Source organism: Bradyrhizobium sp. BRP19, assembly GCF_020194195.1.
GTDB lineage: Bacteria > Pseudomonadota > Alphaproteobacteria > Rhizobiales > Xanthobacteraceae > Bradyrhizobium > Bradyrhizobium yuanmingense.
In genome coordinates this window covers 650,593-669,003 of record NZ_JADYVZ010000002.1, presented here as the reverse complement: position 1 = coordinate 669,003, position 18,411 = coordinate 650,593, and the positions used below count along the sequence as shown (strand labels likewise).

Annotated in this window: 15 protein-coding genes; 10 read left to right on the top strand and 5 right to left on the bottom strand. The window is 65.6% G+C overall.

What is annotated here, in order from left to right; translation table 11 throughout:
- Window positions 1–69: 69 nt before the first annotated feature.
- Window positions 70–978, bottom strand: coding sequence for a LysR family transcriptional regulator (locus I6F36_RS09015; RefSeq protein WP_036001074.1), 909 nt, complete (start codon window positions 976–978; stop codon window positions 70–72).
- Between the two features lie 102 nt (window positions 979–1,080).
- On the opposite strand from I6F36_RS09015, the gene I6F36_RS09010 reads away from it, so the two are divergent.
- From I6F36_RS09010 to I6F36_RS08975, 8 genes are all read left to right on the top strand, one after another.
- Window positions 1,081–2,577, top strand: a complete 1,497-nt coding sequence (locus tag I6F36_RS09010; RefSeq protein WP_036001072.1) for a CoA-acylating methylmalonate-semialdehyde dehydrogenase — start codon at window positions 1,081–1,083, stop codon at window positions 2,575–2,577.
- A gap of 23 nt (window positions 2,578–2,600) precedes the next feature.
- Window positions 2,601–3,746, top strand: a complete 1,146-nt coding sequence (locus I6F36_RS09005; protein WP_225171305.1) for an isobutyryl-CoA dehydrogenase — start codon at window positions 2,601–2,603, stop codon at window positions 3,744–3,746.
- Window positions 3,743–4,807, top strand: a complete 1,065-nt coding sequence (locus tag I6F36_RS09000; protein ID WP_036022520.1) for an enoyl-CoA hydratase/isomerase family protein — start codon at window positions 3,743–3,745, stop codon at window positions 4,805–4,807. Before I6F36_RS09005 ends, I6F36_RS09000 begins: the two co-directional genes overlap by 4 nt.
- Entirely contained in the window at window positions 4,803–5,723 is a 921-nt protein-coding gene (gene mmsB, locus I6F36_RS08995) for a 3-hydroxyisobutyrate dehydrogenase (protein ID WP_225171379.1), read from the top strand. Before I6F36_RS09000 ends, mmsB begins: the two co-directional genes overlap by 5 nt.
- Window positions 5,723–7,441 (top strand): AMP-binding protein, encoded by a 1,719-nt coding sequence (locus I6F36_RS08990; RefSeq protein ID WP_225171304.1) that lies wholly within the window; start codon window positions 5,723–5,725, stop codon window positions 7,439–7,441. The genes mmsB and I6F36_RS08990 overlap by 1 nt, the downstream gene beginning before the upstream one ends.
- Entirely contained in the window at window positions 7,442–7,921 is a 480-nt protein-coding gene (locus I6F36_RS08985) for a MaoC family dehydratase (protein WP_225171303.1), read from the top strand.
- Window positions 7,922–8,039: 118 nt separating this feature from the next.
- A complete protein-coding gene (locus I6F36_RS08980) occupies window positions 8,040–8,957 on the top strand; it encodes an SDR family NAD(P)-dependent oxidoreductase (protein WP_225171302.1) in 918 nt (305 codons plus the stop codon).
- On the top strand, window positions 8,954–10,171 hold the full coding sequence (locus tag I6F36_RS08975; RefSeq protein WP_225171378.1) for a TIGR03862 family flavoprotein: 1,218 nt from the start codon (window positions 8,954–8,956) through the stop codon (window positions 10,169–10,171). Before I6F36_RS08980 ends, I6F36_RS08975 begins: the two co-directional genes overlap by 4 nt.
- Window positions 10,172–10,286: 115 nt before the next feature.
- Here the strand turns inward: I6F36_RS08975 and I6F36_RS08970 are convergent, their stop codons facing one another.
- The 3 genes from I6F36_RS08970 to I6F36_RS08960 are packed head-to-tail and all read right to left on the bottom strand — an operon-like array spanning window position 10,287 to window position 13,675.
- Window positions 10,287–11,366: a D-TA family PLP-dependent enzyme gene (locus I6F36_RS08970; protein WP_225171301.1), complete on the bottom strand. Its 1,080-nt coding sequence runs from the start codon at window positions 11,364–11,366 to the stop codon at window positions 10,287–10,289.
- Between the two features lie 3 nt (window positions 11,367–11,369).
- A complete protein-coding gene (locus tag I6F36_RS08965) occupies window positions 11,370–13,181 on the bottom strand; it encodes an ABC-F family ATP-binding cassette domain-containing protein (RefSeq protein WP_036001046.1) in 1,812 nt (603 codons plus the stop codon).
- A gap of 2 nt (window positions 13,182–13,183) precedes the next feature.
- On the bottom strand, window positions 13,184–13,675 hold the full coding sequence (locus tag I6F36_RS08960) for a YaiI/YqxD family protein (protein ID WP_057028908.1): 492 nt from the start codon (window positions 13,673–13,675) through the stop codon (window positions 13,184–13,186).
- Window positions 13,676–13,781: 106 nt separating this feature from the next.
- Here I6F36_RS08960 and I6F36_RS08955 point away from each other — a divergent pair, with 106 nt between their 5' ends.
- Window positions 13,782–14,582 carry a hypothetical protein gene (locus I6F36_RS08955; RefSeq protein ID WP_225125768.1) on the top strand — a complete coding sequence of 267 codons (801 nt, stop codon included), beginning with the start codon at window positions 13,782–13,784 and terminating at the stop codon, window positions 14,580–14,582.
- Between the two features lie 170 nt (window positions 14,583–14,752).
- On the opposite strand, the gene I6F36_RS08950 is transcribed toward I6F36_RS08955, so the two are convergent.
- Window positions 14,753–17,125 carry a xanthine dehydrogenase family protein molybdopterin-binding subunit gene (locus tag I6F36_RS08950; RefSeq protein ID WP_225125766.1) on the bottom strand — a complete coding sequence of 791 codons (2,373 nt, stop codon included), beginning with the start codon at window positions 17,123–17,125 and terminating at the stop codon, window positions 14,753–14,755.
- A gap of 210 nt (window positions 17,126–17,335) precedes the next feature.
- Between I6F36_RS08950 and I6F36_RS08945 the strand changes: the two genes are divergently transcribed.
- Complete coding sequence (locus I6F36_RS08945; RefSeq protein ID WP_225125764.1) at window positions 17,336–18,409, top strand: Ppx/GppA phosphatase family protein; 1,074 nt, start codon at window positions 17,336–17,338, stop codon at window positions 18,407–18,409.
- The last annotated feature ends 2 nt before the right edge of the window (window positions 18,410–18,411 follow it).

Below are 18,411 nucleotides of genomic sequence, written 5' to 3'. Positions count from 1 at the left end.
CTGTGTTCGTCCGCGGAGACGGAAGAGGTGGGTTACGCCTTCGGCTAACCCACCCTACGAGACCGCCGTTCACCGCCCAGCAAACAACGCCCGCTCGCGCTCGACAATCTCCGAGATGTAATCCGCCACGGCCCTGATCCGCGCCAGGTCCTTACTGTCGGCGTGCATCAGCATCCAGAACGTCCGCGTGATCGAGATCTCTTCGGGCAGCACGGCGACAAGCTGCGGATAGTCGCTCGCCATGAAATGCGGCAGCACCGCGATGCCGAAGCCGGAGAGGGTGGCGTTGAGCTGCGCGATCAGATTGGCGCTGCGGAAGCGCGCCGAGATCCGCGGCGACACCTGCGGCAGATAGTCGAGCTCAGGCGTGAACAAGAGTTCCTCGATGTAGCCGACGAAGCGGTGCTGCGTCAGATCCTGCCGCGAGGCGATTTTCGGGAAGCGGTCGAGATAGGCGGGGGCTGCGTAGAGCCCGAGGCGGTAGTCGAGCAGCTTGCGCCCGACGATGCGACCTTCCTTCGGCATGGTCAGGCTGATGGCGATGTCGGCCTCGCGCTTGGAGAGGCTGAACAGCCGCGCGGTTGCTACAAGTTGCAAGTCGAGATCGGGATAGCGGTCCGCGAACGGCGTCAGCCGCGGCGCCAGGAAGGCGGTGCCGAACCCATCAGGCGCGCCGATCCGCACCGTCCCGGTCAGCCGCGCCACGGAGCCGCCGACCTGCTCCTGATTGGCAACAATGGTCGATTCCATGGCTTCGGCGCTGTCGGCGACGCGCTGGCCGGCCTCGGTGAGGAGGTAGCCGGTCTTGCGCCGGTCGAACAGCTTGGCCGAGAGGTGCTTCTCCAGCCGGTCGACGCGGCGGATCACGGTGGCATGGTCGACCCCCAGCTGTTTTGCCGCAGCCGACACCGAGCCGCCCCGCACGATGGCCAGCACGAAGCGAAAGTCGTCCCAATCGATAGCGCCTTGATCCAGCATTTTCGCACATCTATGGTGCATTATCTCAGACTTGAATCCTATAAAATGCAGGTCAATAGGATTTGTCAAAGCGACCACGCTCGGCCTGAAGGAGATCATTCCATGCGTTCAATCGGACATTTCATCGGTGGCAAGGAGGTCAAGGGCACCTCTGGCCGCACCGCCGACGTTTTCGAGCCGATGACCGGTGACGTTCAGGCCAAGGTGGCGCTGGCGTCCAAGGCCGAAGTCCGCGCCGCTGTCGAGAACGCGCGCGCGGCACAGCCCGAATGGGCCGCGACCAATCCGCAGCGCCGCGCCCGCGTCATGATGAAATTTGTGGAGCTGGTCCAGCGCGATTACGACAAGCTCGCCGAGCTGCTCGCGCGCGAGCACGGCAAGACCGTCCCCGACGCCAAGGGCGACATCCAGCGCGGCCTAGAAGTCGCGGAATTCGCTTGCGGCATTCCGCATCTGATGAAGGGCGAGTACACCGAAGGCGCTGGCCCCGGCATCGACATCTATTCGATGCGTCAGCCGCTCGGCGTCGTCGCAGGCATTACGCCGTTCAATTTCCCGGCGATGATCCCGATGTGGAAGTTTGCGCCGGCGATCGCCTGCGGCAACGCCTTCATCCTCAAGCCCTCGGAGCGCGACCCCGGCGTGCCGATGCTGCTCGCCGAACTCATGATGGAAGCGGGCCTGCCCGCCGGCATCCTCAACGTCGTCAACGGCGACAAGGAGGCGGTCGACGCCATCCTCGACGATCCCGACATCAAGGCCATCGGCTTCGTCGGCTCGACGCCGATCGCGCAATACATCTACGAGCGCGCCGCGCAGACCGGCAAGCGCTGCCAGTGCTTCGGCGGCGCCAAGAACCACGCCATCGTCATGCCGGACGCGGACATGGACCAGGCCGTCGACGCGCTGATCGGCGCCGGCTACGGCTCGGCCGGCGAGCGCTGCATGGCCGTTTCCGTCGCGGTCCCCGTCGGCAAGTCCACCGCCGACCGCCTGATGGAAAAGCTGATCCCGCGCGTCGAGTCCTTGAAGATCGGCACCTCGATCGATCCGTCGGCCGACTACGGTCCGCTCGTGACCCGCGAGGCGGTCGAGAAGGTCAAGAGCTACATCGACATCGGCGTCAAGGAAGGCGCGACGCTCGCCGTCGACGGCCGCGGCTTCAAGATGCAGGGTTACGAGAACGGCTTCTATCTCGGCGGTTCGCTGTTCGACAACGTCACCAAGGACATGCGGATCTACAAGGAAGAGATCTTTGGCCCGGTGCTCTCGGTGGTGCGCGCGCACGACTACAAGGAGGCGCTGGCGCTGCCGTCCGACCACGATTACGGCAACGGCGTTGCCATCTTCACCCGCGACGGCGATGCCGCGCGCGACTTCGCGGCCAGAGTCAACGTCGGCATGGTCGGCATCAACGTGCCGATCCCGGTGCCGATCGCTTATTACACCTTCGGCGGCTGGAAGAAATCGGGCTTCGGCGATCTCAACCAGCACGGACCGGATTCGATCCGCTTCTACACCAAGACCAAGACGGTGACCTCGCGCTGGCCGTCCGGCGTCAAGGAAGGCGCGGAGTTCTCGATCCCGCTGATGAAGTAATCCTCTTAAAGAGCGAGGCCAGCATGCAGTTCGCTCTGAACGAGGATCAGGTCGTCCTTCGCGACATGGCGCTGGCGTTTGCGGCGGAAAGGATCGCGCCGCACGCGCTGCGTTGGGACGAGGAGAAGTATTTTCCAGTCGAGGTGATGCGCGAAGCCGCCAAGCTCGGCATGGGCGGCATCTATATCCGCGACGATGTTGGCGGCTCCGCCATGACGCGGTTCGACGCAGCGCTGATCTTCGAGGCGCTGGCGACGGGCTGCCCGACCACCTCGGCCTTCATCTCCATCCACAACATGGCGAGCTGGATGATCGATGCCTTCGGCAGCGACACCCAGCGCCACCAATGGCTGCCGAAGCTCTGCACCATGGAGCTGATCGCAAGCTACTGCCTGACCGAGCCGGGTGCCGGCTCGGACGCCGCGGCGCTGCGCACGCGCGCCGTGCGCGACGGCGACCACTACGTCCTAAACGGCCAGAAGCAATTCATCTCCGGCGCTGGCGGCACGGATATTCTGGTCGCGATGGTCAGGACCGGCGGTGATGGCCCCGGCGGCATCTCGACCCTCGTCATCGACGGCAAGGCGCCGGGTGTCTCCTTCGGTGCCAATGAGCGCAAGATGGGCTGGAACGCGCAGCCGACCCGCGCGGTGATATTCGAGAACGCCCGCGTGCCTATGGCCAATCGTCTGAGCGAGGAGGGCACAGGCTTCAAGATCGCGATGGCGGGTCTCGACGGCGGCCGTCTCAACATTACGGCGTGCTCGCTCGGCGGCGCGCAAGCAGCACTCGACAAGGCGCGCGCCTACATGAAGGAGCGCAAGGCGTTCGGCAAACGGCTGGACGAATTCCAGGCGCTGCAATTTCGTCTCGCCGACATGGCCATCGAGCTGGAGGCTGCGCGCACTTTCCTGTGGCGCGCCGCCGCGGCGCTCGATCGCAAAGACCCCGACGCCACCATGCTCTGCGCCATGGCTAAACGCTTCGGCACCGATGTCGGGTTCGAGGTTGCCAACCATGCGCTGCAACTCCACGGCGGCTACGGCTACCTCAGCGAATACGGCATCGAGAAGATCGTGCGCGACTTACGCGTGCACCAGATCCTCGAAGGCACCAATGAAATCATGCGGCTCATCGTGGCGCGCAAACTGATCGAGGGCGCGCGATGAGCGGAGCGGAAGAGGGCGATCTGGTCGCGCGCGTCGAAGGCGCGGCCGGCATCATCAGGCTCAATCGTCCCAAGGCGATCAACGCCGTGACGCTTGAGATGTTTCGCGACATCGACAAGGCGCTCGATCGCTTCGAAGCTGATCCTGCCGTTGCCGTGATCCTGCTGGAAGGCGCCGGCGAGCGCGGCCTCTGCGCCGGTGGCGACATCCGCACGCTCTGGGAAAGTTCCAAGGTCAATGGCGACCTCGGCAAGATCCTGTGGCGCGAGGAGTACATCCTCAATGCCCGGATCAAGAAATTTCCAAAACCCTATGTCGCCTTCATGGACGGCATCGTGATGGGCGGCGGTGTCGGTCTGTCCGCCCATGCCAGCCACCGTATCGTCACCGATCGGACCAAGCTCGCGATGCCCGAAGTCGGCCTCGGCTTCTTCCCCGATGTCGGCGGCACCTATCTGCTGTCGCATTCGCCGGGCGAGATCGGCACCTATTTCGGGCTGACCGGCCAGACCATGAACGGGCCGGACGCGATCCACGCGAAGTTTGCCGATTGGGTGGTGCCGGCCGTGAGATTGCCGGAGCTGCGCGAGGCGCTGACCAAGCTGCGGTCCGGTGCGACCGCAGCCGATGTCAGCAAGCTCATCGACGGCTTCGCCTCCGGCGAGACTGCGGGGCCGGTCGCCGCCAGGGAGCCGGTCATCGATGCGTTGTTCGGTTTCGATCGCATGGAGGACATTTTCGCTGCGTTGACGCGCGATGGTTCCGAGTTCGCGCTGGCCACGCTGAAGACGCTGAACGAAAAATCGCCGCGCGGCATGGTGGTGACGCTCAAGCTGCTGCGGCTTGCGCGCGGATCGAGCCTGGAAGAGTGCCTGGTGCGCGAATACCGCGCCGCGCTGGAAGTGTTTCGGAGCGATGATTTTCGCGAGGGCGTGCGCGCTGCCGTGATCGACAAGGACCGCAACCCGACCTGGTCGCCGCGAGCAATCGAGCATGTGACGCCGGAGATGCTTGCGCCCTATCTCGCCGAGATCGGCGCGGACGAGTTGAAGTTCAATTAACAACGCGACAGGGGAGGATACGACAATGGCCACGATCGCATTCATCGGTCTCGGCAACATGGGCGGCCCGATGGCGGCCAACCTCGTCAAGGCCGGCCACAAGGTGGTGGCGTTCGACCTGGTCGAGGCCTCCCGCAATCAGGCCAAGGCCGATGGCGCCAGCATCGCCGACAGCGCCGCGGGCGCGGTGAAGGGCGCCGATATCGTCGTCACCATGCTCCCCGCAGGCAAGCACGTGCTCGGCGTCTGGAACGAGGTGGTGCCTGCCATGACCAAGGGCGCGCTGATCATTGACTCCTCGACCATCGACGTCGAGAGCGCGCGCGCCGCGCACGCGCTGGCTGCCAAGAACGGCGTGCTTTCGGTCGATGCACCGGTCTCGGGCGGCACCGGCGGCGCCAAGGGCGCCACGCTCACCTTCATGTGCGGCGGCGAAGAGAAGGCGTTTGCCGCGGCCAAGCCGGTGCTGGAGAACATGGGCAAGAAGATCGTGCATTGCGGCGGCGCCGGCGCGGGGCAGGCCGCCAAGATCTGCAACAACATGATCCTCGGCATTTCCATGATCGCCGTGAGCGAAGCGTTTGCGCTCGGCGAGAAGCTCGGGCTCTCACATCAGGCGCTGTTCGACGTCGCCTCGACCTCTTCGGGCCAGTGCTGGTCGCTCACGACCTATTGCCCGGTGCCGGGGCCGGTGCCAACTTCTCCTGCGAACAACGACTACAAGCCGGGCTTTGCTTCGGCGCTGATGGTCAAGGACCTGACCCTGGCGCAGGACGCCGCGAAGGCGGCCGGTGCGGCGACGCCGCTCGGCAAGCATGCGCAGGAGATCTATCAGTCTTTCGACGCAGCCGGGCAGGGCGGGGTGGATTTTTCCGGAATTATCAAGCACGTTAGGAGTCTAGCCGGGAAAGCTTGATGACGACATTTCAGGAAGCGCGCGCGTTCCTTCTGCAACATCGCACGGATTACGAGGCGGCGGTCAAAGGTTTCCGCTGGCCCGATCCGGTTCCGTTCAACTGGGCGCTCGACTGGTTCGATGCCGAGCTGGCGGCGAACGCTGACAGCAAGGACCGGCCCGCGCTCTGGATCGTCGATGCCGCGCAGGACAAGCAGACGAAGCTCTCCTTCGCAGCGCTCTCGAAGCGTTCGAACCAGGTCGCGAATTTCCTCCGTGCGCAAGGGCTGAAGCGCGGCGATCACCTGCTCTTGCTGCTCGGCAACGTGGTTCCGTTGTGGGAGACCATGCTGGCGGCGATGAAGCTCGGCGTCGTCGTGATTCCCGCGACCACGCTGCTCACCGCTGACGAACTTCGCGACCGGCTCGAGCGCGGCAGGGCGAGGGCGGTGGTGGCGGCCGAAGATCAGGTGGCGAAGTTCGCGAGCCTTGGCGCCGAGAACATCGTCCGCATCGTGGTCGGCGCCGGCCCGGATGGATGGCTCGCCTACGACGCGGCCGCGACAGCACCGGAGGATTTCACGCCCGACGGTCCCACCAACGCCGACGACCCGATGCTGCTCTATTTCACCTCGGGCACAACGGCGAAACCGAAACTGGTGCGGCACAGCCAGCGCAGCTATCCCGTCGGCCATCTCTCCACGATGTACTGGATCGGGCTGAAGCCCGGCGATGTCCACCTCAACATCTCATCGCCGGGCTGGGCCAAGCATGCCTGGAGCTGTTTTTTCGCACCGTGGAATGCGGGCGCGACCGTGTTCGTGGTCAACCAGCCCCGCTTCGATGCCAAGGGCCTGCTCGCCACCATCGGCCGCTGCGGCGTCACCACGCTGTGCGCGCCGCCGACCGTGTGGCGGCTGTTCATCCAGGAGAACCTCGCCTCGTTCAAGGTGGCGTTGCGCGAGGTCTGCGGCGCCGGCGAGCCGCTCAATCCCGAAGTGATCGACCAGGTGCGGGCTGCCTGGGGTCTCACCATTCGCGACGGCTACGGCCAGACCGAGACCACCGCGCTCGCCGGCAATTCGCCGGGGCAAAAGATCAAGATCGGCTCGATGGGCCGGCCGCTGCCGGGCTATCGCGTGCAGATCAGCGATGCCGACGGCCATCCCGCAAAGGAGGGCGAGGTGACGCTGGTGCTCGGCGCCGACCGTCCCGCCGGCCTGATGCAGGGCTATCAGGGCGAAGACGGCAAATTGTCCGGCGCCGCAGGCGCGCTCTATCGCAGCGGCGACGTCGTTTTCGCGGATGAGGACGGCTACTTGACCTTCGTCGGCCGCTCTGACGACGTCTTCAAATCCTCCGATTATCGCATCAGCCCGTTCGAACTGGAGAGCGTCCTGCTCGAGCACGAGCTGGTCGCGGAAGCTGCGGTGGTGCCGAGCCCGGATCCAATCCGGCTCGCGATCCCCAAGGCGTTCGTGCTGCTGACCGCGGGTGCAGAACGCTCGCCGGAAACCGCGCTATCGATCTTCAAGCACCTGCACGCGCGTCTGGCCCCGTTCAAGCGCATCCGCCGCCTCGAAATCGTCACCGAGCTGCCGAAGACGATCTCTGGAAAGATTCGCCGCGTCCAGCTACGACGGCTCGAACGCGACGACGATCGCAGCGATCCCTTGCGCGGCCGGGAATTCCGTGAGGAGGATTTTCCGGAGCTGGCGAAGACACGGAGTGAGACCTAAGTGAACGAAGTCTGGAAGAAGCCGCCTGTTACGCTCGAGGCCTATCAGGCCATGATCGGCAAGGAGATCGGCGTATCGTCGTGGCACCTGATCGATCAGCCCCGCATCGACAGCTATGCCGACGTGATCGAAGATCACCAGTTCATCCACGTCGATCCGGAACGCGCGAAGAAGGAAACCGCGTTCGGCACTACCATTGCGCATGGTTTTCTCACGATGTCGCTGCTGTCGATCATGTCCTACGAGGTGATGCCCGTGATTGCGGGCACCACGATGGGCGTGAATTACGGCTTCGACAGGCTGCGCTTCATCTCGCCGGTGCGCTCAGGCAAGCGCGTGCGTGGCCGTTTCGTGCTGGCGGAAGCCAAGCTCCGCAAGTCAGGCGAGCTCCAGTCCCGCACCAACGTCACGGTCGAGATCGAGGGCGAGGATAAACCGGCGCTCGTCGCCGACTGGCTCGGCCTGATCTATTTCGAGTAGGCCCGTGCCGTCCTTGCCGGGCTTGACCCGGCAACCCATCGCTGCTCAAAAGCCTGTCGATTTTGATGGATGGCCGGGTCAAACCCCGCCATGACGGCTAACATCTGGGAAACCCACTATGCCAATCAGGTTCGACGGACGCGTCGCCATCGTCACCGGCGCGGGCAATGGTCTCGGACGCGCGCATGCGCTGGGGCTGGCGAGCCGCGGCGCCAAGGTCGTGGTCAACGATTTCGGTGGCGCGCGCGACGGCACCGGAGGCTCGCTGTCGCCGGCCGAGGCCGTGGTCGAGGAGATCCGCAAGGCCGGCGGCATCGCGATGGCCGACGGCGCCGACGTCTCCAATTTCGAGCAGGTCACCGCCATGGTCGAGCGCGCTACCAAGGAGTGGGGCAGCGTCGATCTCTTGTGCGCCAATGCCGGCATCCTGCGCGACAAGTCGTTCGGCAAGATGGAGGTGGCCGATTTCCAGAAGGTGCTCGACGTGCATCTCGTCGGCACCTTCTATTGCTGCAAGGCAGCCTGGGCCGGCATGCGTGACCGCAATTACGGCCGCATCGTGCTGACGACGTCGTCCTCGGGCCTCTACGGCAATTTCGGCCAGGCCAATTACGGCGCCGCGAAATCCGGCATGGTCGGCTTGATGAACGTGCTCGCCGAGGAGGGCCGCAAGAACAACATTCGCGTCAACATCATCTCGCCGACGGCTGCGACCCGCATGACGGAAGAGCTGCTGCCGCCGCAGGCGCTGCAGCTGATGAAGGCGAACGCGATCACCCCCGCGGTCGAGTACATGCTGAGCGAGGATGCGCCGACCCGCACCATCATGGGCGCCGGTGCCGGCTCGTTTGCGGTGATCAAGATTTTGGAGAGCGAAGGCATCAACCTGCCGGAGAGCGAGTGGACGCCGGATGCGATCGCCGCGCATTTCGCCGAGATCAGCGACATGTCGAAGGCCAGGGCGCTGCAGGGCGCGTTCGAGCAGACGCAGAAATACGTCGCCCAGGCCGCGGCGCGGGCGGGGATCAAGCTCTGACCGACGTCGCCGTCATCGGCGCAGGTCCCGCCGGGCTGATGGCGGCGGAGGTGCTGGCGTCAGGCGGCGCCCGCGTCACTGTCTACGACGCGATGCCGTCGGCGGGACGCAAATTCCTGATGGCCGGCCGCGGCGGACTCAACCTCACTCACAGCGAACCGCTGCCGCAATTCATGGCCCGCTACCGCGAGGCCGCACCGAAGCTGCTGGCGGCGTTCGAGGCATTTTCGCCCGATGCGCTGCGTGCCTGGAGCGAGGCGCTGGGCGAGCCGACCTTCGTCGGCAGCAGCGGACGCGTGTTTCCGAAAACGTTCAAGGCCTCGCCCTTGCTGCGCGCCTGGCTGCGGCGGCTCGATGCCGCCGGTGTCCGCTTTGCTTTTCGCCATCGCTGGATCGGCTGGGACGGCGAGGGTCGGTTGATCTTTCAGACGCCGAAAGGCGTCTCCGCCATCGAAGCGAACGCCACGCTGCTCGCGCTCGGCGGCGCAAGCTGGCCGCGGCTTGGCTCGGACGCCGGCTGGGTCGACATCCTCGCTGCAAAGGGCATTGCCGTCTCGAAGCTGCGGCCGGCCAATTCCGGCTTCACGGTCGCATGGTCCAAAGTGTTCCGTGACCGTTTCGAAGGCCAGCCGCTCAAGGGCGTGGCGCTGACGCTTCGTGCGCACACGGTGCGCGGAGAGGCGATGATCACCCGCAGCGGCATCGAAGGCGGCGCGATCTACGCGTTGTCGGCGGAACTGCGCGAGGCTGTGCTGAATCTCGGACAGGCGACTCTGATGATCGGGTTGCGGCCCGATCTCGACGCCGCTGCGCTGACCACGCGGCTGTCAGGCGTGCGTGGCAAGCAATCGCTGGCGAACTTCCTGCGCAAGGCCGCGCAATTGTCGCCGGTCGGCATCGGATTGATGCAGGAGGCAGCCTTCGCCTCCGGCCGGCCGCTGGCCGCGTTCTCGCCGGCGGAGCTCGCAGGGCTGATCAATGCTATTCCAGTTCAGCTCACCGGAGTGGCGCCGATCGATCGCGCGATCTCGACCGCGGGTGGAATTATGTTCGACGAGCTCGACGAGCAATTCATGCTGCGCAAATTGCAAGGTGTGTTCGCCGCCGGCGAGATGCTGGATTGGGAGGCGCCGACCGGCGGCTATCTCTTGCAGGCGTCCTTCGCGACTGGGGCTGCCGCGGGCAGGGGCGTGCTGGAGTGGCTCAAACGCTAACCCCCGTCATTGCGAGCGCAGCGAAGCAATCCAGAATCCCTCCTCCGCGGAAGTCTGGATTGCTTCGTCGCAAGAGCTCCTCGCAATGACGGCCGTGGCAACGGCGCGCGTACACCTACCGCAGCTTCCCACGCGCGGCCACCGGCAGCGTGCCGATGATGTCCTCGCCGCGCACCATCACCACCTCATCCATCATGTTGACGACGACGCAGACGTGGTTCGGCACGATGCGGACGACGTCGCCGACATTGGGCCGCGTGTTGCTGCGGGAGAGATCGAGAAAACCGTGCTCCTCGGCGAACTTCGCGATCTTGGCTTCGGGATGTTCCAGGATCAGGCCGTGACCGTCGAGGCCGCCGGTGTCCGTCGTCAGCGTCTTCGAGCCGGCGTCGAGGATGCCGCGCTCTGGCGCGGCGCGGCTGACCACGGTCGAATAGATTTGCAGGGCGCAATCGTCCCAGGTGGCAGATCCCGCGGCGACCTGCATGCGATCGTTGTAGATATAGGTGCCGAAGCGATGCTCGGTGCCGCCCTTGAGCTTGCCGATATTGACGAGGTTCGGCGTGCCGCCGGTCGAGACGATCTTGGCGTCGAGCCCGTGCGCGCGCACGCCGGCCAGCGCCTCGTCGTAGAACTTTTGGGCCTCAGCCCAGCCGGTCTCGGTCGGGTAAAGCATGAAACCGGCAAACTCGAGGCCCTTGGAGGCCGCGATCTCGCGCGCCAGCGCAATCGCCTCCGCCGGCGTTTCGACGCCTGCGCGCTTGCGCCCGGTATCGCATTCGACCACGACCGAGAGCGGGCGGCCTGACGCCGCAGCCGCCTTAGGCAGGCCGGCGACGACGGTCGAATTGTCGGCCGCCACCGTCATGTTGGCCTTCGCCTGCAGCGCGCCGAGCCGCGCCATCTTCTCATCGCCCAGCAGATTGTAGCTGATCAGGATGTCGTCGATGCCGGCATTGGCCATGATCTCGGCTTCGCCCAGTTTCTGGCAGGTGATGCCCTTGGCGCCGGCCGCGACCTGCATCTTGGCAATGGTCGGGTTCTTGTGCGTCTTGATGTGGGGGCGATTGGCGATTCCGGCGTCGTCGCAGGCCTTCTGGATCCGCGCGATGTTGCGCTCGACCCTGTCCATGTCGATGACGGCACACGGTGTGCCGTATTCGCGGGCGATCTTGGCTGCAAGAGTTGTTGTCATGAGTTATGCCTGTTCAATCTCTTCGCGGAGCATTTCGAGTTCGAGCCAGCGCTCTTCGGCGGCGGACAGTTCTTCGTGCGCCTTGGCGATGGCAGCCGAGGTGTCGTCGAATTTTTTGCGATCTTTCGCATAGAGACCGGGGTCGTCGAGCACACGCTGCAATTTTGCAATATCGGCGTGCAGCGTTTCCATCTTCTTCGGCAACGTTTCCAGCGCGTGCTTCTCGTTGAAGCTGAGCTTGCGCTTGGGCGCGGACGAGGGGACCGCTGCGCGCTCGTCCTTCTTCTCCGCCAGCGGTGGCGCTTTCGGCGCCTCGCGCTTCAAATCGGCGCCACGTTGGCTCAGCATGTCGCTGTAGCCACCGGCATATTCGGTCCACTTGCCGTTACCCTCCGGCGCAATCACCGAGGTGACGACGCGGTCGAGGAAGTCGCGGTCGTGACTGATCAGGATGACGGTGCCTTCGTAGTCGCCAAGCATCTCCTCGAGCACGTCGAGCGTTTCGAGGTCGAGATCGTTGGTCGGCTCGTCCAGCACCAGGAGGTTCGACGGCTTTGCCAGCGCTCGCGCCAGCATCAGCCGGCCGCGCTCGCCGCCCGAGAGCACCTCCAGCGGTGTGCCGCGTTGCTCCTGCGCGAACAGGAAGTCCTTCATGTAGCCGACGACGTGCTTCGGCTTGCCGCCGACCATGATTTGATCGCCGCGGCCGCCTGTGAGCGCTTCCGCCAGTGTCGATTTCGGATCGAGGCTTTCGCGATGCTGGTCGAGCGTCGCCATCTCCAGATTGGCGCCGAGACGTATCGTCCCGGAATCCGGCTGCATGCCGCCGGTGAGCAGGTTGACCAGCGTGGTCTTGCCGGCGCCGTTCGGCCCGATGATGCCGAGCCGGTCGCCGCGCTGGATGCGGGTGGAGAAATTCTCGACGATCTTGCGCTCGCCGTAGGATTTCGTGATGCCCTTGGCCTCGATCACCAGCTTGCCGGACTGCTCGGCTTCGCTGGCTGCGAGGTTGGCGCTGCCGGCGGTGCCGCGATAGTTGCGGCGCTGGGCGCGCAGCGCATGCAGATTGGCGAGCCGCTTGACGTTGCGCTTGCGGCGGCCGGAGACGCCGTGGCGCAGCCAGTGCTCCTCGTCGACGATCTTGCGGTCGAGCTTGTGCTGGTCGCGCTCCTCCTCGGCCAGCACCTCGTCGCGCCAGCTCTCGAACGAGGCAAAGCCGCGATCGATCTGCTTGATCCGGCCGCGATCGAGCCAAGCGGTGGAGCGCGAGAGATTGGTCAGGAAGCGACGGTCGTGGCTGATGATGACGAGCGCGCTGCGCCTGGAGTCGAGCTCCTGCTCCAGCCATTCGATGGTGGCGAGATCGAGATGGTTGGTCGGCTCGTCCAGCAGCAGGATGTCGGGCGAGGGCGCCAGCACGAAGGCCAGCGCCGCGCGGCGCGCCTCGCCACCGGAGAGGTTGTGCGGGTTCTCCTCGCCGGTGAGGCCGAGCTGCTCCAGGAGATAGCGCGCCTGGTGCTGGTCGTCCCCCGGCGCGAGCCCGGACTCGACATAGGCGAGCGTGCTCTTGTGCGCGCCGAAATCCGGCTCCTGCGGCAGGTAGCGCACCGTTGCGCCGGGCTGCACGAAGCGTGTGCCGGCGTCAGGCTCGACCAGGCCGGCCGCGATCTTCAGCAGGGTCGATTTGCCGGAGCCGTTGCGGCCGATCAGGCAGACCCGTTCGGATGGCGCGACGTTGAGCTCGACGCCCGACAGCAGCGGCGTGCCGCCAAAGGTCAGCCTGATGTCTTTGAGTTGGATCAGCGGCGGGGCCATGGCTAACTTTGGCTCGTTGCGGCCTGATCTGCGCGGCGGCGCTGGATCCGGCGCAGTGTCTGGTCGAGCGCCGAGAGGAAGCTGGAGCGGTCTCGCGGCGAGAACGAGCGCGGGCCGCCGGTGACTTCGCCGGCCGATCGCAGGTCCGTCATCAGATTGCGCACCGCCAGCGTCATCCCGATCGATTCTTCGGTGAACGGCTTGCCGTTCGGCGCGATCACGTCGGCGCCCGCCTTCACACAGCGGCTCGCCAGCGGAATGTCCGAGGTCACAACCACGTCGCCGGGCCTGGCGCGCTCGGCGATCCAGTCGTCCGCGGCGTCCATGCCGCTGCCCGCGGCGATGCGCTCGATCAGAGGGTCCTGCGGCACGCGGATGAAATTGCCGGCGACCACGCTCACGGGCACGCCGTGCCGGATCGCGACGCGATAGATTTCGTCCTTCACCGGACAGGCGTCGGCGTCGACAAAGATGCGGGTCGGGGTCTCGGTCATTCCGCCGCGTGGTACCGCATTCGGGCCGCAAAGGCGAGGGGATTGACCCCAGTTCCTCAGGCCCTACGATCGCTCCTGAAACAACAAGAACAGGGAAAGGCCAGTCATGCCGAACCGGCTCGAAACCTATCGCGTCACGGCCTACAACACCGCCAAACAATCCGAAAACAAGATGCACGACGACAATGTGGCCCGCCGCTTCGGCTTTTCCGGCGGGCTGGTCCCCGGCGTCGACGTCTTCGCCTACATGATGCACGTGCCGATCGCGCGCTGGGGGCGGGACTTCCTGTCGCGCGGGCTGGTCGAGGCCCGCTTCATCAAGCCGGTCTATGACGGCGAGACCGCCGATGTCGATGCCACCGAGCACAACGGCCTGCTGACCATCGAGGTGTTCAGTCGCACCGAGCTGTGTGCCACGGGAACGGCGTCGCTGCCGGCGGCGGTGCCGGCATTGTCGTTGAGCGACTATGTCGAAGTCCCCGCCGCCGCCGAGCGCAAGCCTGTCAGTCCTGCGACATTCGAGCTGGGCAAATGGCTGGGCACGACGCCGCGCCGGTGGGCCGGGCAGGATGCGGCCGACTATCTCACTGACGTCAGGGAGGCCGATCCGATTTTTGCCCGCGAGAGCCTCGGCCATCCCGGGCTGATCCAGCGCGTCATGAACCGCGTCCTGGTGGACAACACCATCCTGGGTCCCTGGATCCACGTGGGCAGCCGCATGCAGCTGCTGTCCGCCGCGCGCGCCGGCGACGAGATCACGGCGCGGGCCAAGGTCACTGCGAATTACGAGAAGAAGGGCCACCGCTTCGTCGAGTTCGACGCGCTGGTCGTCGCCAACGGCACGACGCCGCTCGCGCATTGCCAGCACACCGCGATCTACCAGCCGCGCGAGCAGGCGGCGGCGTAGCGGACAGTTGGGAAAGCCCACGCCCGTCAATCAAGGACGTCGTCATTCCCAGCGAAGGCGGGGAATCCAGTACGCCGCAGCTTCTCGGTCAATCGCTGCCGTCTCGGAGTACTGGATCGCCCGGTCAAGCCGGGCGATGACAGTAGAGTTTGTGGCGACGACAGTGCCCCTTACGCCGCCTTGGCCTTCGCCTCCTGGATCGCGCGCCACACCCGCTCGGGGGTCAGCGGCATGTCGATGTGCTTGATGCCGTACTCCGACAGCGCGTCGAGCACCGCGTTCACCACCGTCGACAGGCTGCCGGCGCAGCCCGCTTCGCCGCAGCCCTTGCTGCCGAGCGGATTGGTGGTGGCGGGCACCGGGTGGTCGCCGACCGTCATGTTGGGGACGTCCTCCGCGCGGGGCAGGGCGTAGTCCATCAGCGAGCCCGTGATCGGCTGGCCATTGTCGTCGTAGCGAATGTGCTCCATCAGGGCCTGGCCGATGCCCTGGACCACGCCGCCATGGAGCTGGCCCGCGACCAGCATCGGGTTGATCACCGTGCCGAAATCGTTGACCGCGCTGTAGCGCACGATCTGCACCACACCGGTGTCCGGGTCGATCTCGACCTCGGCGACGTGGCAGCCGTTCGGGAACGCCGAGGCGACCGGTTCGCTGGTGTGGTCGACATCGAGGCTGTCAGGCACGCCCTCCGGCACCTTGCCGTCATGCAGACGCTTGGCGAGCTCCATGATGTCGATGCTGCGATCGGTGCCGGCGATCGTAAAGCTGCCGTCGGCAAACTCGATATCGGCTTCGGATGCTTCCAGCATATGTGCAGCGGCGCGTTTGCCCTTCTCGATGACGAGCTTTGCGGCCCCCACGATGGCCTGGCCCGTCGCGGTGATCGAGCGTGAGCCGCCGGTGCCGTTGCCGGTGTGGACGATATCGCTGTCGCCCTGCACGAGCTTGACGCTCTCGAAGGGGACGCCGAGCTGATCGCACAGCACCTGCGCGAACGGGGTGGCGTGGCCCTGGCCGTAGTCGAGCGTGCCGGTGATGAGCTGCACGGTGCCGTCAGGATCGAACACGATCTTGCCGAGCTCGGGGCTCGGCGGCGCCGTGACCTCGAGATAGGAGCCGACCGCAATGCCGCGCAGCTTGCCCGCCTTCTTGCTCTCCTTCTTGCGCTTGGCGAAGTTCTCGTGGTCGGAGATTTCGAGCGCCTTGTTGAACACGGCCTGGAAGTCGCCGCTGTCATAGGTGACGCCGGAGGACGCCGCGAACGGGATCTGGTTCGGCTTGATGAAGTTGCGCTTGCGCAAGGTCAGCCGGTTAATGCCCATCTCGTCGGCGGCGCGGTCGATCAGCCGCTCCATGTAATAGTTCGCCTCGGGCCGGCCGGCGCCGCGATAGGCCCCCATCAGCGTGGTGTTGGTGAGCACCACCTTGATGTCGACCGCCATCAGCGGCGTGCGATAGACGCTGGAGAAGTTCTTGCCGGTATTGAGCGAAAGCGGCCCCGGCGCGACGCCGGTGATGTAGGCGCCGAGATTGCCGTAGCCGGACAGCTTTGCCGCGAGGAACTGCCCCTCGGCATCGAGCGCGAGCTCGGCGTGGATCTTCTGGGCGCGGCCGTGGCTGTCGGAGAGGAAGCTGGTGGAGCGCTCGTCCAGCCACTTCACCGGGCGTCCCAGTGCCTTCGCCGCATACAGAATGCACATGTACTCGGGATAGTTGATGTTCTTCATGCCGAAGGAGCCGCCGACATTGGCGGTGAGAATGCGCACCTTCTCGTTCGGCACCTTCAGGTTCTTGGCGAGGTTGGCGCGGTTGCCGGCAACGCCCTGCGTCGGCACCTGAAGCGTGTAGCGCTCGGTCTTCTTGTCGTAGGAGGCAAGCCCCACGCGCGGCTCCATCGAGACCACGGCAACGCGGGTGTTCTCGATGTCGAGCTTGGTCACATGAGCGGCGCTGGCGAAGGCTGCGTTCACCTTGTCCATGTCGCCATAGTGGTAGTCGAGTGCGACGTTACCAGGGATGTGGTCATAGAGCTGCGGCGCGCCGGGCTTGGCGGCTGCCTCGGGGTCGGTCACCGCCGGCAGCGGCTCGATGTCGAGCTCGACCGCCTCGGCCGCGTCGCGCGCCTGGGCCAGCGTCTCGGCCACCACGAAGGCGACGGGATCGCCGACGAAGCGGACCTTGTCGGTCGCCAGGGGCTGGCGGTTGGTCTGGAGCAGGGGCGAGCCATCGCGGCTCTTCAGCGGCAGGCCGCAGGTGAAGGGGCCGTAGCCGGCGGCATCGAGATCCTTCCCGGTCCACGCCCCCACCACGCCCGGCATCGCCTTGGCGGCATCGAGGCCGATGCCGCGGATGATGCCATGGGCATGGGTCGAGCGGACGACCACGGCATAGGCCTGGTTCGGCAGGTTGAAATCGTCGGTGTAGCGGCCCTTGCCGCGCACCAGGGTGTCGTCCTCCTTGCGGCGGACCGGTTGCCCGACGCCATACTTTTGCAGTGCAATAGCGTTCTCGAGCGTCGACGATTTGGTGTGTTCTTGCATGGGAATTGACCTGAAAAGCCGGCATTTGCGCATTTTCGCGGCAGCGGAGCACCGGACTCCCTCAAATAACCCACCACCCCCGTTCACGACAACGCACGATTGGACATGGTCCCATGTGATGCGTTGTTGCGCAGGCCTGCCGCGCTGCTAATGTTTCAGGCGAATAATCAATTCCAGACCGGCCCGACCGGCCGCGGAAAGACACTTTGTATGAATGACCACACGCGGCTCCGCGACGGCCATGCGCCGCATAGCGAGCTGGAGGGGTCGATGGCGGCGGTGGCGTTGGCCACCAATCCGGCCGTCGGCGCGCAGGCGCCGGGAACCGGCGTCTATGCGGCGCTGGACCTCGGCACCAACAATTGCAGGCTGCTGATCGCCTGTCCGACCCAGGACGGCTTTCGCGTGGTCGATTCCTTCTCGCGCATCATCCGGCTCGGGGAGGGCGTCTCGGCGACCGGGTGCATCAGCGACGCCGCGATCGAGCGCGCCATCGCCGCGCTCAGCATCTGCCGCGACAAGATCAATCTGCGGAAGGCACGGCGGCTGCGGCTGATCGCGACCGAAGCTTGCCGCGCGGCTTCGAACGCGGAAGGTTTCCGCAGCCGCGTTGCGGCTGAGACCGGCATCGAGCTCGAGGTGATCGACCGCGAGACCGAGGCCGCGCTCGCCGTGCTGGGTTGCTCGCCGCTGGTGGATCCCAGGGGACGCGGGGCCATCCTATTCGACATCGGCGGCGGCTCGACCGAGCTGGTGCGGATCGAGCGCGACGCCACCAATCCGGAGCCGCGCATAAAAGCCTGGATGTCGATTCCCTATGGCGTGGTCACGCTCGCCGAGCAGTTCGGCGGCCGCGACGTCATGCCTGAGATCTATGCCGCGATGGAGCAGGAGGTCGCAAGCCACGTCGCGCCGTTCGCCGAGGAGCACGGCCGCGATCTCGCCGACATGCACCTGCTCGGCACGTCGGGCACGGTGACGACGCTGGCCGGCATCCATCTCAACCTCGCGCGCTACGACCGCCGCCGCATCGACAGCATCTGGATGAACGATGCCGACATCACCGCGACCATCAACAAGCTGCTCGGCATGAGCTACGAGGAGCGTGCCGCCAACAGCTGCATCAGCGTCGAGCGTGCCGATCTTGTGCTGGCCGGCTGCGCCATCCTCGACGCTATCCGCCGCGCCTTTCCGCTGCCGCGCCTGCGCGTCGCCGACCGCGGCTTGCGCGAGGGCATGCTGGTCGAGATGATGCGCGAGGACGGCGCGCTCAGGAGCTGGTGAGT